The sequence below is a fragment of the Phyllobacterium sp. TAF24 genome, assembly GCF_052113785.1.
GTDB lineage: Bacteria > Pseudomonadota > Alphaproteobacteria > Rhizobiales > Rhizobiaceae > Phyllobacterium.
Map to the genome: position 1 here is coordinate 61,079 of NZ_JBFRDN010000025.1, position 13,647 is coordinate 74,725.

The window sequence follows — 13,647 nt, forward strand, 5'->3', positions numbered from 1 at the left end:
GAAATGCGGGCCGCTGATCCAACTGCTACGGATCGGATGAAGGGCACGCTCGTCGCGCGCGGCATCACCAAGAGCTATAATGGCCGTCAGGTGGTCAATGGCGTTTCCTTCGGCGTGCGCGCCGGTGAAGCTGTTGGTATTCTGGGTCCGAACGGCGCTGGCAAGACCACCTGTTTTTACATGGTCACCGGGCTGGTGCCTGTTGATAAGGGCAATATCGAGATCGATGGCTTTGATGTCACGACAATGCCGATGTATCGCCGTTCGCGCCTTGGCATTGGCTATCTGCCACAGGAAGCGTCCATTTTCCGTGGTCTCTCCGTCGAAAACAATATCAAGGCCGTACTCGAAGTTGTCGAGAAGGATCGCTCGGCGCGGGCACAGGAACTGGATTCCCTTTTGGAAGAGTTTCACATTGCCCATYTGCGCAAGGCCCCGGCGCTTTCGCTGTCGGGTGGTGAGCGGCGACGTCTCGAAATCGCGCGCGCTTTGGCTTCGCGGCCCAATTTCATGCTGCTGGACGAACCCTTTGCCGGTGTTGATCCGATTGCGGTGGCCGATATCCAGCAACTCGTGCGCCATTTGACCAGCCGTGGCATCGGCGTGCTCATCACTGACCACAATGTGCGCGAGACATTGAAGCTGATCGACCGTGCCTATATTATTCATGCTGGTCAGGTTCTGACCCATGGCCGTCCGGATGAAATTATTGCCAATCCGGATGTTCGGCGTCTTTATCTCGGCGATCAGTTCAAGCTTTGATTTTGTCGATTTCTGGTGACTTTTCGCCAGAAATTGCTTCCTGAGCCGTGTATCAAGACGAATTTTCCTGAAAAGAGTCGTTTTTTGCTTTGTCGGAATTGACAAGCAAGGATTGGGCCAGTTCTGTACATTGAAAAGAATTTCGTACAGGGGTCCTTGCGTTCACCATGGCATTGTCGCCAAAACTCGATTTGAGGCAAACACAGTCGCTGGTGATGACGCCACTGCTAATGCAGTCGATTCGGCTGTTGCAATTGACCTATGTCGAGCTTGAGCAATTTATCGAGCAGGAGATTGAAAAAAATCCTCTGCTGGAACGCGAGGATCCGGCAAGCGAGCATTTTTCCTTTGAAAGCAGGGGCACATCAGACGAGCGGGGACCCGGAGAGGCTGGTGATTACTCCCGGAGTGTCAATAGTGGCGACGCTGGTGAACATCGGGATGCATCCGACACGGGCGAACAGACTGAGCACTGGCTTGTCAGTGGCGAGACCACCAGCTCCGGTTCCATGTCCGATACATTCGACAGCTCGCTGGAAAATATCTTTCCCGATGACCCCGGAACCCATGATTTCATTGCAGGCGATCTTGCGACGCAGTGGAAATCATCTTCCGGTGATGGGTATGTGTCGACGGGTGGTGAAGGGTTCAACCTCGAACAGGTGACGGCTTCGCCTCTGACTTTGCGCGACCATGTGGGCGAACAGATCATCTTTGCTTTTGTTGATGCTGCGGACCGGTTGATTGCGGCGGAGCTCGCCGATCATCTTGACGAAATGGGCTATCTGCGCGCTGATGTGGATGAAATTGCCGAGAGATTGGGTGTTGATGCGGCCCATATCTGTAAGCTCGTCACAGTCTTGCAGACATTCGAACCCGCGGGCCTTTTTGCCCGCGATCTGGCTGAGTGTCTGGCCATTCAGCTCCGCGCCAAAAACCGGCTCGATCCTGCGATGACGATGCTTCTGCAGAATCTGGAACTGCTCGCCAAGCGGGATTTCCAGACCTTGAGAAAGTTGTGCCGTGTCACCGATACGGACCTTCTCGATATGCTCAAGGAGATCAGGCTGCTGGACCCGAAACCGGGAACGGCATTTTCCTCAGGCGTGGCTGATAGCATCATTCCGGACGTTCAGGTTGATATGGCGCCTGATGGGACCTGGAATATCGAACTCAATCCCGATGCTTTGCCACGCGTTCTCGTCAACAACACCTATTATGCGACGATTGCCAAAGTCACGGCATCTCCGGCCGAGAAGGGTTTTTTGAGCGAATGTTTGCAAAATGCCAACTGGTTGACCCGTAGTCTGGACCAGCGTGCGCAGACAATTTTGAAAGTGGCGACGGAAATTGTGCGCCAGCAGTCCGAGTTTTTGCAATTTGGTGTGGCACATCTAAAGCCCCTTAACCTGCGAAATGTGGCTGACGCCATCGGTATGCATGAATCAACAGTGAGCCGCGTAACCGCCAATAAATACATGCTGACGAAGCGTGGTGTTTTCGAGTTGCGCTACTTCTTCAATGCCGGAATTTCGGCCACCAAAGGCGGCGAGCAGCATTCTTCACAGTCTGTCCGGCATCAAATCAAGCTTCTTATCGACAATGAAAAGCCTGAGGATATTTTGTCCGACGATACAATTGTGGATCTTTTGAAGGGCCAGGGCGTTGATATTGCACGGCGTACCGTTGCGAAATACCGGGAAGCGATGAACATCGCTTCCTCAGTCCAAAGGCGCCGCGAGAAAAAAGCACAGGCTTCTGTGCGCAAGGGTGACGGAAACTCTGGATTCATCCGCCACACAGGTGTAGAATCGCGACGAGTGGGTAAATGAACCGGACCATAGAAGTCCGGTCAAGGGAGAGTGAAGCGCCGGTAATTTGCGTCAATTGAAGCGAAAGCGCGCCTTTGGATATGAAGAATCAGAAAGTGAAATGTGATGAATCGCTCGCATGGAATGTGCGGGATGTCTTTGCTCGTCTTACAACAACAGTGTAGATTGGCTCGGGCAATGAAAAGTCACAACGAAGGTGAGGTATCATGAGTCTGCGTGTATCTGGGAAACATATGGACATTGGTGACGCTTTCCGCATTCGCATTGACGAACGGATCGGCGAGATGGTTACCAAGTATTTCGATGGCGGATATACAGGCCACGTCACAGTGGAGAAGCAGGGGTCGCGTTTTATCGCAGACTGCCTGATCCGTCTCGATACCGGCACGGTGTTGCAGGCAGCGGGCGAGGCACAAGATCCTCAGCTTGCTTTCGATGCAGCCGGAGAACGCGTGGACAAGCGTCTTCGCCGTTACAAGCGGCGTCTGAAATCGCATCAGGCACCGGGCTCCAACGGTGTTTTCGACGATATTTCCTACCGGGTCGTAGCCCCTGTACCGGATGAGGATGAGGATATTCCGGAAGATTACGCACCGACAATCGTGGCTGAGACGTCCATGGCGCTCAGAAGCATGAGTGTCGCGTCTGCTGTGGTCGAGCTTGATCTGAAAGATAGTCCAGTGGTTGTCTTCCGCAACTCTGGAAGTACGCAGGTGAATATCGTATACCGCCGCGCTGACGGCAACATCGGCTGGATCGATCCATCGGCCGTTGCCGGTCAGAACGGCGCCGGCTCATAGGCGAAATTTGAACTACCGTCCGCGCTCTAAAAGCGCGGACGGTAATCAGGAAGGAAGAGAATAATGGATCTGGGTGATCTCATTCAGCCCGACGCTGTCCTGCCCGCATTGAAAGTCAATTCCAAAAAGCAGCTTTTGCAAATCATGTCGGAAAAGGCAGCCGCCTTGACCGGTTTGACGGAGCGGGAAGTGTTCGACACTGTCCTGCAGCGGGAGCGCCTTGGTTCGACCGGTGTTGGCAATGGCATTGCCATTCCGCATGGCAAGATCAACAGCGTGAAGCGAATTACCGGGGTCTTTGCGCAGCTCGAAACGCCTGTCGATTTCGAAGCGCTTGATGATCAGCCTGTGGATATTGTTTTCCTTCTGCTGGCGCCTGAAAATGCCGGTGCTGATCATCTGAAGGCTTTGTCACGCATTGCACGTATGCTGCGTGATCCCGAGAGAATTGCCAAATTGCGCACCGCCCATGATGCGAGCCTTATCTATGAATTGCTGACGGCGCAGCCTGCATCCAACGCCGCCTGATTCTTTTTATATTGTTTGAAGAGAAAGCTGCCTCCGGGCGGTTTTTTCGTTTCCATACATCAGGCAGCCGAAGCATGCCGGAACGGGATTTGCCAGCCGAGCCGCACACCAAGTGTGCCGCAGGCAATCAGCAGCATTCCGGCGGCCTGCGCTATTCCCAATGGATGGCCGTAAATTGCCCAGTCAACAATGATGGCGACGATCGGATAGATGAAGGTCAATACGCCGATGACAGGTGTCTGCAGGCGCGGATAGGCCGAATAGATCAGGATATAGGCAATGCCCGTATGGAAAATGCCAATGCTGGCAAGCCAGCCCCACGAAGCCAGCGGGACAGGTCCCGTCAGATTGGCAAACGGTGCGAGCATGAAAATACCGACGATGGTCTGACAAAGCACGGTGATCTCAGGGCGCTGCTCGCCAAGACCCTTGGCGAGAATCGTTGCCGCTGCATAAAGCATTGCCGCGCCGAGCGACATGACAATACCAAGAACCCAGACTGTGCTGATGGGTGCTGTGCTGCCAACAAGACCACTGGCCAGTACGACGCCAAGAAACGCGCCGAGCATCCAGATGATCTGATCACGGGTGATGCGTTCCTTGAGCAGGGTTGCGCCGATGAGGACAACGAAGAATGGTTGGATGTGATAGATGATTGTGGTGGTTGCAATGGACGTCATGCGGAAACCGGCAAAGAACGAAACCCAGCTTAGCACCATGCAAATCCCGCCAAGCGCTGCGCGTGCCAGTCGCGACCAGGAGAGCGTCCGATCAGGCAGATAGCCGCGCAGAAAGCACCATGCGCCGAGAAAGATCGTACCAAACACGCAGCGCCAGAACACAATCGTTACCGGATCAAGCCGTGTTTCCGTTGCAAATGCGCCCACCGTGCCAATGATGACCATGGCAATGGCAAGCCGGGCAGCTGGAAAACGTTCTGAAAGCGGCTCGGCCATGACGGGTCATTCCTGAATAATTGGATGCCCAGTTAGCCTCGATAGTTTCATCCAAACAAACGAATAGATTTGTAAGAAACTATTCGTTATGCTGATGGCATTATGGCCGCACCCCTTGACCTTGATCTGCTGCGAACCTTTGTTGCTGTCGTCGAAAGCGGCAGCCTTTCGGCGGCTGCGCCGCGCGTTGGCCGAAGCCAGTCAGCTGTCAGCATGCAGATGCAGCGGCTGGAGCAGGCAGTCGGCAAGCAGCTTCTGATTCGCAATCCCCGTTCCGTCGAGCCAAATTTAGCCGGCGAAAGTTTTCTGAATTATGCACGGCGGCTATTGCGATTATCGGATGAGGCGTGGGCCAATGTCACCCGCCCTGAGGAAACCGGCAGCGTGCGTCTGGGGGTGCCGGATGATTATGCGGCCTTCCTCCTGCCACCCATCCTGTCGCGGTTCGCCGCTGACCATCCGTTGGTTACTGTGGAGCTGGTGTGTGAACAATCCACATCGCTGGTAAAGGCGATTGAGGATAACCGGGTCGATCTGGCTATTGTGACACGCGTTCAAAAGCAGCCGCTTGAAATTATCCGGCGCGAACGTTTCGTCTGGGTTGCATCACCAACGCACGTTACCTGGGAAAATGACCCGCTTCCCATTGCCCTGTTCGAGTCGGGCTGTGCGGGACGCACCCATGTTTTGCAGGCGCTGGGTGATGCGGATCGCAGTTATCGCTGCACTTACTCCAGCGCCAGTCTGCTTGGTCTGATCGCCGTTGTTCAAGCGGGGCTGGCAGTGGCGGGGCTTGCCGCCTGCAGTGTACCGTCCTCACTGCGCATAGTCGGCGAGAATGAGGGCCTGCCGCCGCTGCATGACCTTGAGGTCGGGGTTATGCGTAACCCTACTTCAACGGATGCCGCTGTTAACCGGCTTGATGATTTCCTGCGGCGGAACCTTGCGCAGATAGTGTGAGTTTTAGACCCAGACGTCGTTCTGTGCTGTCCGCGCGCCACCTTCGCGGCCGGTATTGACCACCCCGCGCGGCTCGATCATCATTAAGCGAACTTCCCTCTCCGCATAGGGCTTATGCTCGACCCCCTTGGGCACCACATACATTTCACCCGGTTTGATCGTCACGGACCCATCGCGAAAATCGATGCGCAATTCGCCATCCAAAACGATGAATGCCTCATCGGTTTCCGGATGGTCATGCCAGATAAAATCGCCTTCGAGACGGGCAATCTTGAATTGATAATCGTTGAGTTCGGCCACCACTTTGGGCTGCCACTGTTCGGTGAACAGGCCAAATTTCTCGGAAAAATTGATGGCATTATAAGGCTTTGACGAACCGCTTTGCATGCATGACTCCCTTGGATAATCGCAAGCGGGAGTTATCAGCCAATCGGGAACAGCGGTCTTGTACGTTTGTGCGCAGGAAAAGACTTGTTCCAGCGTTTGCCCTTTCGGCGATAACGCTGCATCCCCGAACGGGTCTGATGTTCTTCTGCGCCGTAACCTCGCAAGGTCAAACCTGCCGGACGAGGGTGCCGATGACATTGACGATAATGCGTGCGGCGGTCAGCGCCGAGAGGCTGTCAATATCGGCGGGCGGATAGAGTTCGACAAGGTCGAATCCTGCGATACTGGCGCGCTTGCTGAGACCCGCGATCAGGTCAATGACCTGCGTGTAAGTAAGGCCACCCGGCGTACGCGCCGCCACACCTGGCATGGTGCTGGGATCAAGGCTATCGCAGTCGAGGGTAACAACAACGCGTGCTCCTTCAGGGATATGCCGGAGAGCGGCTTCGACGCCCTGAGTATGAACTTCGCGGGCAGTCACAAAACGGCTGCCATAGTGCCGGGCTGCTTCAATGTCGGTGAGGCGCGCGCTACCAACGCTGCGCAGGCCGACCTGCACAATCCCGGCGACGTGCGACATCTCGCTCGCCCGGCGCATCGGGCTCGAATAACCGTGGCGCTCGCCATGCACTTCGTCGCGCCAGTCAATATGGGCGTCTATCTGAAGAATCCAGACAGGCCCGTGATCTGCAAAGCCGGCGAGGAAGGGTATGGTGACGGAGCAGTCGCCGCCGAGCAGGATGGGTAGGGCTGGCAATGCCAGAACCGCGCGCGTCCCCGCTTCGATCCGGGCCCGGTTGCCAGCGTTGTCATACATCGTCGTTGGAATGTCACCCGTATCGACGCAACAGACCGGCTTGCCGTCAAAAAGTGGACCGCCGAGATCAAAATCCCAGTGCTCGACGAGGGCGGTATCGTCTTGGCTCGCAGCGCGGATCGCGTCGGCAGCCGAGTGATAGGCGCTGCTGTCCTTGCCGGGATAAGTGCTGCCGTGACCGGCTCCGAAGATCACCATGCGGGGCGTATGGCCCTCGGTCAGTCGTTCAGGAAACCCGAGAAAGGGAGGAAAGGCGGTCATTGTTTTTGTCAATCCGTTGCTCAGAGCAGACTTATTCAGGCCGTTTTGATTTCCGTCCATAAAGCTCAAGCCGGTGATGGATGATGTCATAGCCAAGGGCGCGGGCGATTTCTTCCTGCAACTTCTCGATCTTATCGGACTGGAATTCGATAACGTCACCCGTATCGACATCGATCAGATGATCATGATGCTCGCCATGCGCCTGTTCAAAACGCGAGGGTCCGCCATTGAAGGCGTGGCGATGGATCGCCCCCATTTCCTCCAAAAGGTTCATGGTACGATACACGGTCGAGAGCGAAATGCTGTCGTCAATTTCGATGGCCCGATGGAAGATTTTCATCGCATCCGGATGGTCTTCCGTCGAGGTCAGAATATCGAGAATGATTCGGCGGGGGCGGGTGATCCGAACGCCCGCCTTGCGTAGCTCTTTCTCGTAATCCGGCTTCTGATTGAGTGCATGTTTCATGAGCGTGATTATGCGCCAGAACGCGTTCAGTTGCAAAGATTCTCAACTGGCTCGCCCAGATATCGGCATTGTTACACAGAATTTCGGTGATTGGAGCAACCGACGTGCCAGTCTGCTGGTGAAAATTTCTTTTTGCAAATCATTTGCATTTGCATTGACGAATGAAAAATCGAACGTTATGGAGTAACAATGGCGCTGAAAAAGCCGCGCCATTTTCCCTTGTATGCTGGAGGCGATATGAGATTTTACCGACTGTTGATTGCTGTTTTTGCTCTTTTCATGATTCTCGGCCCGGCATCCGCTGCTGATGGCAAGAAATTCAAGGTGGTCACCACCTTCACAATCATTGCCGATATGGCACGCAATGTTGCGGGTGATGCAGCCGATGTGGATTCGATCACCAAGCCCAATGCGGAAATTCACGATTACCAGCCCACACCCGGTGATATTCTGAAAGCACAGGACGCCAATCTCGTTCTCTGGAATGGTCTTGGCCTTGAGCGCTGGTTCGAAAAATTCTTTGTCAACGTGAAAAACGTGCCAAGTGCTGTTGTCAGCGAAGGCGTTGAGCCCATGGGTATTTCCGAGGGCCCCTATGAGGGCAAGCCAAATCCCCATGCGTGGATGTCGCCCAATGCCGCTCTGGTCTATGTGGAGAATATCCGCAAGGCCCTCGGCAAATATGACCCTGATAATGCGGCAATCTATGACCGCAATGCTGCGGCCTATTCGGATAAGATCAGGGCAACCGTCGCGCCCATCCGCGAAAGCCTTGCTGCCGTTCCTGCCGAGCATCGCTGGCTTGTGACCAGTGAAGGTGCCTTCAGCTATCTCGCGCGTGATTTCGACATGAAGGAGCTTTACCTCTGGCCCATCAATGCGGATCAGCAGGGTACGCCCCAACAGGTTCGTAAGGTGATCGACAAGGTGCGCGCTGAAAAAATTCCGGTTGTGTTCAGCGAAAGCACGATTTCCGCATCGCCCGCCAAGCAGGTGGCGCGCGAGACCGGCGCGAAATATGGCGGTGTCCTCTATGTCGATTCGCTCAGCGATCCCGATGGACCGGTGCCGACCTATCTCGACCTGTTGCGAACCACGGCGCAAACCGTTGCCAAAGGATTTACCCAGTGAGCGCAACCTCCCAAGCGCCCGCCAGTCCCTCCGCCGCAAAGCGAGGGGCTGGCCTCTCCGTACATGACGTCACCGTCACCTATCGCAATGGTCATACAGCCCTGCGCAATGCAAGTTTTGATATTCCCCGTGGTTCCATCACCGCGCTGGTGGGTGTCAATGGCAGCGGCAAGTCCACCCTGTTTAAGGCAATCATGGGCTTTGTCCCGCTTGCCAAGGGATCGGTATCGATCCTTGGTGAAAAGGCGGGACAGGCGCTGAAGCGCAATGTCGTTGCCTATGTCCCGCAGAGCGAGGATGTCGACTGGAATTTTCCTGTACTGGTCGAGGACGTCGTGATGATGGGACGTTACGGCCATATGAACTTTCTGCGTATACCCAAGAATCGCGATCAGCACATGGTGACGGCGGCGCTGGAACGGGTCGGTATGACCGATTTCCGCAAGCGCCAGATCGGCGAACTCTCCGGTGGCCAGAAGAAGCGGGTGTTTCTGGCTCGCGCGCTGGCACAGGAAGGGGAAATTATTCTGCTGGATGAGCCATTTACCGGCGTCGACGTGCGCACCGAAGAGGCGATTATCGGCCTGCTCCGATCACTGCGCGATGATGGCAAGGTTATGCTGGTCTCCACCCACAATCTCGGCAGTGTCCCCGAATTCTGCGACCGGGCAGTGCTGGTCAACCGCACGGTTCTTGCCTCTGGTCCGACCAAAAAAGTGTTCACGCAGGCCAATCTGGAAATGACTTTCGGCGGAGTCCTCAGGCACTTCATTTTGGGTGGTGTTGATTTGCATGATGACGCCGACCCGCGCAGCGTGACTGTGCTTAGCGATGACGAACGCCCATTCGTTATCTATGGCGAGCCCAAGAGTGGCAAAGGCAAGTCGCAGCCATGATTCAAATCCTGCTTGAACCATTCTCCTATAATTACATGGTCAATGCCATGTGGGTAAGCGCCCTGGTTGGCGGCGTGTGCGCCTTCCTGTCTGCCTATCTGATGCTGAAAGGCTGGTCGCTAATTGGCGATGCGCTCTCCCATTCCATCGTACCGGGCGTTGCCGGTGCCTATATGCTCGGCCTGCCCTTTTCCATCGGTGCGTTCTTCTCCGGTGGTCTGGCCGCCATTGCCATGCTGTTTCTCAACCAGCGAACGAAGCTGAAAGAGGATGCCATTATCGGTCTTATCTTTACCTCTTTCTTTGGGCTCGGCCTGTTCATGATGTCGTTGTCACCGGCCTCGGTGAATATCCAGACCATTGTGCTCGGCAACATTCTCGCCATCACGCCTGAAGACACGTTGCAACTGGTCATCATTTGCGGCGTCTCGCTCGCCGTCCTTCTCGTCAAATGGAAAGATCTGATGGTGACGTTCTTCGATGAAAACCACGCCCGCTCAATCGGTCTCAATCCACCTATGCTCAAAATCCTGTTCTTCACGCTGCTCAGCGCATCGACGGTTGCGGCCATGCAGACAGTGGGCGCGTTTCTGGTTGTAGCCATGGTCGTTACGCCAGGCGCAACAGCCTATTTGTTGCACGACCGTTTCCCACGCCTGATCCAGACGAGCGTGGCCATCGGTGCCCTGACCAGTTTTGTCGGCGCCTATCTGAGCTATTTTCTCGATGGCGCGACCGGCGGCATTATCGTTGTGCTGCAAACGCTCGTCTTTCTCACCGCCTTTGTTTTCGCCCCCAAACACGGAACACTTGCCGCGCGCCGCCGTGCCAAACTGGCACTGGAGGAGGGGGCATGAGCGATCTTGTCCAGCTTCTGTTACAGCCTTTCAATTTCGGCTTCATGCAGCAGGCCTTTATCATCACGCTTCTGGTAGCCATCCCCATGGGCCTGCTCTCTCCCTTTCTTGTTCTGAAAGGCTGGTCGCTGATGGGCGATGCCATCTCCCATGCGGTGCTGCCCGGTGTGGTCCTTGCCTATATCGCGGGCATACCACTTGCCATCGGCGCTTTTGCTGCGGGTATGATCTGTGCGCTGGCAACCGGCTTTCTCAAGCAGAACAGCCGCGTCAAGGAAGACACGGTTATGGGCGTGGTATTCTCCGGCATGTTTGGGCTTGGCATCGTGCTTTACACCAAGATCCAGTCAGACGTGCATCTCGACCATATTCTGTTCGGCGATATGCTGGGGGTGGCATGGAGTGATATTGCCGAGACGGGCGTCATTGCAGCGGTCACTTTGCTGGCCTTGGGCATCTGGCGGCGCGATCTACTGCTGCATGCCTTTGATCCGCAGCACGCGCAGGCTATCGGCCTGCCGGTCAAATTCCTGCACTATGGCCTGCTCTGCATCCTGTCGCTTACCATCGTCGGTGCACTCAAGGCCGTTGGTATCATCCTTGCCGTTGCAATGCTGATCGCGCCGGGATCGATTGCATTCCTGCTGACCAGACGCTTCGAGCAGATGCTGCTCGTCTCAGCGGCGGTTGCCGTGGTGACGTCGCTCGCCGGTATCTATCTGAGTTTCTTCCTCGATAGTGCTCCCGCACCGACTATCGTGCTTCTGCTGACAGCAAGCTTCATTCTGGCGTTTCTCATTTCCAGAAAAAGAACCGCCGCCAGCGCAGAAGCGCAGGCGGCGGAGTAGATAATCAGGTCAGCGGCTTATGGGCCGCCGACTATTTTCCCGGCACAACTTCCACAAGCACCTTGTGTTCGCCTGATGTCTCAAGCGGAATGCCCGCATCGGCCTTCGCCAGCTTCTTGCCATCCACAGTGATTTTGCTGCCGCCCTTGGCGGCTGGTTTCACCTCGACCGTATAACGCGCCTTGCCGTTGCGCAGGACGAAGCTGAAGCCATCGGTCCATGCGGTTGGCAGGGCAGGATCGACGAACAGCCGGTCATTCTGGCGGCTGATGCCGAGAATGCCTTCCGTCGCCACCCGGTAGAGCCAGCCAGCAGAACCCGTGTACCAGGTCCAGCCACCGCGTCCGCGCATCGGATCAACCGAATAAACGTCAGCAGCGACAACATAGGGCTCAACCCGATAGGATTCGGCCTTATCGGCATCCAGCGAATGGTTCACCGGATTGAGTTTGCTGAACCAGCGATAGGCTTCATCGGCATTGCCGAGCTTTGCCATGGCAAGCACAGCCCAAGTGGCCGCATGGGTGTATTGACCGCCATTTTCGCGCACGCCCGGCGGATAGCTCTTGATATAACCCGGATCGTGACGCGATTTGTTGAAGGGCGGTGTGAACAGCTTGATGATATCCACTTCGTCATCCACCAGATGCGTCGCCACAGACTGCATCGCCTGCTTGGCACGATCCGCATCGCCGTAACCCGAGAGCACGCTCCAGGACTGGGCGATCGAGTCAATCTTGCACTCCTCGCTCGTCTTGGAACCCAGAGGCGAACCGTCATCGAAATAGCCGCGGCGGTACCATTCACCGTCCCAGCCATCTTTTTCAAGCGCGGCCTTGAGGCTTTCAATATGGGCTTCCCATCGCTTGACACGGTCAGTGTCTTTGCGCTGACGGGCAATCGGCAGAACATCGCGCAAGGTGCTGATCAGGAACCAGCCCAGCCAGATACTCTCGCCCTTACCTTCTTCGCCGACACGGTTCATGCCGTCGTTCCAGTCGCCGGTGAGCATGAGTGGCAGACCATGCGAACCAGTGCGAGCAATGGCGAGATCAAGCGCCCGCGCCGCATGTTCATAGACTGTTACTTTATCACCAGCGATTACCGGCTGGTAGAAAGCGTCATGTTCGCCATTTTCCAGAGCCTTGCCCTCGATGAAGGCGATCTGCTCATCCAGAATGCTCATGTCGCCAGTTACCGAGGTGTAGTGCGCAATGGCATAGCCAAGCCAGACCACGTCATCGGAAATCATCGTCCGCACACCGGCGCCTGAGGTTGGCAACCACCAGTGTTGAACATCGCCTTCCTTGAACTGGCGGGCAGCGACATTCAGGATCTGGTGACGGGCCAGAGACGGATCAAGCACCAGCATGGACAAGGTATCCTGCAACTGGTCGCGGAAACCGAAGGCACCACTGGCCTGATAGAAGGCCGTGCGTGCCCAGATGCGGCAGGCAAGGCTCTGATAAGGCAGCCAGCGATTGACCATCACGTCGAACGCGTCATCAGGCGTATCCACCTGCAAACCGTCGAGGAAGCCGGTCCAGATTGCCTTGGAAGCGGCAAGCGTCTTTTCAAACGGCTTTTTCAGCTGTTCGGTGAGAACACGGCGGGCTTCTGTGGCACCGGCAGTATCGCCGATATAGAACAGGATTTCCTTGGTCTCTCCGGCTGCGATTTCCACATCGACAGACATTGCCGCACAGGGATCGCCGCCCGCTTCAACCACATTTGACAGGGTTTTTGCCTGTAGCACAGCCACGGGTTGATCAACCGACCCCAATGGGCCGAAGAACTCTGTCCTGTCAGATGTCACCGATTGCGGCTTCACGTTTGAGGCAAAGAACGCCACGTGATCTTTCCGGTCAGCGCCATAGGGATTGCGGGCAAACAATGCACCGCTTTCCACATCGTGCGATGGCACAATGAACGGCGCCGTTTTCGCCCGGGAATTGCCAAGCATCCACTCAACAAAACCATAGACGCGCAGTCGTTTGGCCGTTCCGCCATTATTGGTGATCTTGAGACTGGACACACGCACCGGCATTTCCGTATCGATCGTGTGGGTCAGTTCCAAGCCAACATTGCCATGGCGCGACAGGAACGTCGAATAGCCCTGTCCATGGCGTGTTTCATACTGCACCGA

13 protein-coding genes and 1 pseudogene are annotated in these 13,647 nt (G+C 55.7%); 9 read left to right on the forward strand and 5 right to left on the reverse strand.

What is annotated here, in order from left to right; translation table 11 throughout:
• Positions 1–33: 33 nt before the first annotated feature.
• From lptB to ptsN, 4 genes and pseudogenes are all read left to right on the forward strand, one after another.
• A pseudogene (gene lptB / locus AB4Y96_RS19605) lies at positions 34–762 on the forward strand (LPS export ABC transporter ATP-binding protein); the annotation flags it as partial.
• 167 nt (positions 763–929) lie between these two features.
• Positions 930–2,594, forward strand: coding sequence for an RNA polymerase factor sigma-54 (rpoN, locus tag AB4Y96_RS19610; protein WP_441919293.1), 1,665 nt, complete (start codon positions 930–932; stop codon positions 2,592–2,594).
• Positions 2,595–2,800: 206 nt separating this feature from the next.
• On the forward strand, positions 2,801–3,394 hold the full coding sequence (gene hpf, locus AB4Y96_RS19615) for a ribosome hibernation-promoting factor, HPF/YfiA family (RefSeq protein ID WP_091878871.1): 594 nt from the start codon (positions 2,801–2,803) through the stop codon (positions 3,392–3,394).
• 63 nt (positions 3,395–3,457) lie between these two features.
• Positions 3,458–3,922 carry a PTS IIA-like nitrogen regulatory protein PtsN gene (gene ptsN / locus AB4Y96_RS19620; RefSeq protein ID WP_091878869.1) on the forward strand — a complete coding sequence of 155 codons (465 nt, stop codon included), beginning with the start codon at positions 3,458–3,460 and terminating at the stop codon, positions 3,920–3,922.
• A 59-nt stretch (positions 3,923–3,981) separates the two neighbouring features.
• Here the strand turns inward: ptsN and AB4Y96_RS19625 are convergent, their stop codons facing one another.
• Positions 3,982–4,878, reverse strand: a complete 897-nt coding sequence (locus tag AB4Y96_RS19625; protein WP_441919296.1) for a DMT family transporter — start codon at positions 4,876–4,878, stop codon at positions 3,982–3,984.
• A 102-nt stretch (positions 4,879–4,980) separates the two neighbouring features.
• Between AB4Y96_RS19625 and AB4Y96_RS19630 the strand changes: the two genes are divergently transcribed.
• Positions 4,981–5,838 carry a LysR substrate-binding domain-containing protein gene (locus tag AB4Y96_RS19630; protein ID WP_091878867.1) on the forward strand — a complete coding sequence of 286 codons (858 nt, stop codon included), beginning with the start codon at positions 4,981–4,983 and terminating at the stop codon, positions 5,836–5,838.
• 3 nt (positions 5,839–5,841) lie between these two features.
• On the opposite strand, the gene AB4Y96_RS19635 is transcribed toward AB4Y96_RS19630, so the two are convergent.
• The 3 genes from AB4Y96_RS19635 to AB4Y96_RS19645 all read right to left on the reverse strand — a co-directional run bounded on the left by AB4Y96_RS19635 (position 5,842) and on the right by AB4Y96_RS19645 (position 7,769).
• Entirely contained in the window at positions 5,842–6,225 is a 384-nt protein-coding gene (locus AB4Y96_RS19635; RefSeq protein WP_441919297.1) for a cupin domain-containing protein, read from the reverse strand.
• Positions 6,226–6,391: 166 nt separating this feature from the next.
• Positions 6,392–7,303, reverse strand: a complete 912-nt coding sequence (locus AB4Y96_RS19640; protein ID WP_441919299.1) for an agmatinase — start codon at positions 7,301–7,303, stop codon at positions 6,392–6,394.
• A gap of 31 nt (positions 7,304–7,334) precedes the next feature.
• A complete protein-coding gene (locus AB4Y96_RS19645) occupies positions 7,335–7,769 on the reverse strand; it encodes a Fur family transcriptional regulator (protein WP_091878862.1) in 435 nt (144 codons plus the stop codon).
• A 279-nt stretch (positions 7,770–8,048) separates the two neighbouring features.
• Between AB4Y96_RS19645 and AB4Y96_RS19650 the strand changes: the two genes are divergently transcribed.
• From AB4Y96_RS19650 to AB4Y96_RS19665, 4 genes are read left to right on the forward strand one after another with little or no spacing between them, the layout of a single operon-like run.
• Positions 8,049–8,900, forward strand: coding sequence for a metal ABC transporter substrate-binding protein (locus AB4Y96_RS19650; protein ID WP_441919311.1), 852 nt, complete (start codon positions 8,049–8,051; stop codon positions 8,898–8,900).
• Positions 8,897–9,796, forward strand: a complete 900-nt coding sequence (locus AB4Y96_RS19655) for a manganese/iron ABC transporter ATP-binding protein (RefSeq protein ID WP_441919301.1) — start codon at positions 8,897–8,899, stop codon at positions 9,794–9,796. Before AB4Y96_RS19650 ends, AB4Y96_RS19655 begins: the two co-directional genes overlap by 4 nt.
• A complete protein-coding gene (locus tag AB4Y96_RS19660) occupies positions 9,793–10,653 on the forward strand; it encodes a metal ABC transporter permease (protein WP_441919303.1) in 861 nt (286 codons plus the stop codon). The genes AB4Y96_RS19655 and AB4Y96_RS19660 overlap by 4 nt, the downstream gene beginning before the upstream one ends.
• Positions 10,650–11,501 (forward strand): metal ABC transporter permease, encoded by an 852-nt coding sequence (locus AB4Y96_RS19665; protein ID WP_441919304.1) that lies wholly within the window; start codon positions 10,650–10,652, stop codon positions 11,499–11,501. Before AB4Y96_RS19660 ends, AB4Y96_RS19665 begins: the two co-directional genes overlap by 4 nt.
• A gap of 31 nt (positions 11,502–11,532) precedes the next feature.
• On the opposite strand, the gene AB4Y96_RS19670 is transcribed toward AB4Y96_RS19665, so the two are convergent.
• The coding region (locus AB4Y96_RS19670) for a GH36-type glycosyl hydrolase domain-containing protein (RefSeq protein WP_441919306.1) at positions 11,533–13,647 on the reverse strand (2,115 nt) is incomplete at its 5' end.

Excerpts from the sequence above, each read along its gene's own strand:
- ptsN (WP_091878869.1), top strand. The coding sequence starts at position 3,458 with ATGGATCTGGGTGATCTCATTCAGCCCGACGCTGTCCTGCCCGCATTG.
- AB4Y96_RS19665 (WP_441919304.1), top strand. The coding sequence starts at position 10,650 with ATGAGCGATCTTGTCCAGCTTCTGTTACAGCCTTTCAATTTCGGCTTC.
- AB4Y96_RS19630 (WP_091878867.1), top strand. The coding sequence starts at position 4,981 with ATGGCCGCACCCCTTGACCTTGATCTGCTGCGAACCTTTGTTGCTGTC.
- AB4Y96_RS19625 (WP_441919296.1), bottom strand. The coding sequence starts at position 4,878 with ATGGCCGAGCCGCTTTCAGAACGTTTTCCAGCTGCCCGGCTTGCCATT.
- AB4Y96_RS19650 (WP_441919311.1), top strand. The coding sequence starts at position 8,049 with ATGATTCTCGGCCCGGCATCCGCTGCTGATGGCAAGAAATTCAAGGTG.
- AB4Y96_RS19660 (WP_441919303.1), top strand. The coding sequence starts at position 9,793 with ATGATTCAAATCCTGCTTGAACCATTCTCCTATAATTACATGGTCAAT.
- AB4Y96_RS19640 (WP_441919299.1), bottom strand. The coding sequence starts at position 7,303 with ATGACCGCCTTTCCTCCCTTTCTCGGGTTTCCTGAACGACTGACCGAG.
- rpoN (WP_441919293.1), top strand. The coding sequence starts at position 930 with ATGGCATTGTCGCCAAAACTCGATTTGAGGCAAACACAGTCGCTGGTG.
- AB4Y96_RS19645 (WP_091878862.1), bottom strand. The coding sequence starts at position 7,769 with ATGAAACATGCACTCAATCAGAAGCCGGATTACGAGAAAGAGCTACGC.
- hpf (WP_091878871.1), top strand. The coding sequence starts at position 2,801 with ATGAGTCTGCGTGTATCTGGGAAACATATGGACATTGGTGACGCTTTC.
- AB4Y96_RS19635 (WP_441919297.1), bottom strand. The coding sequence starts at position 6,225 with ATGCAAAGCGGTTCGTCAAAGCCTTATAATGCCATCAATTTTTCCGAG.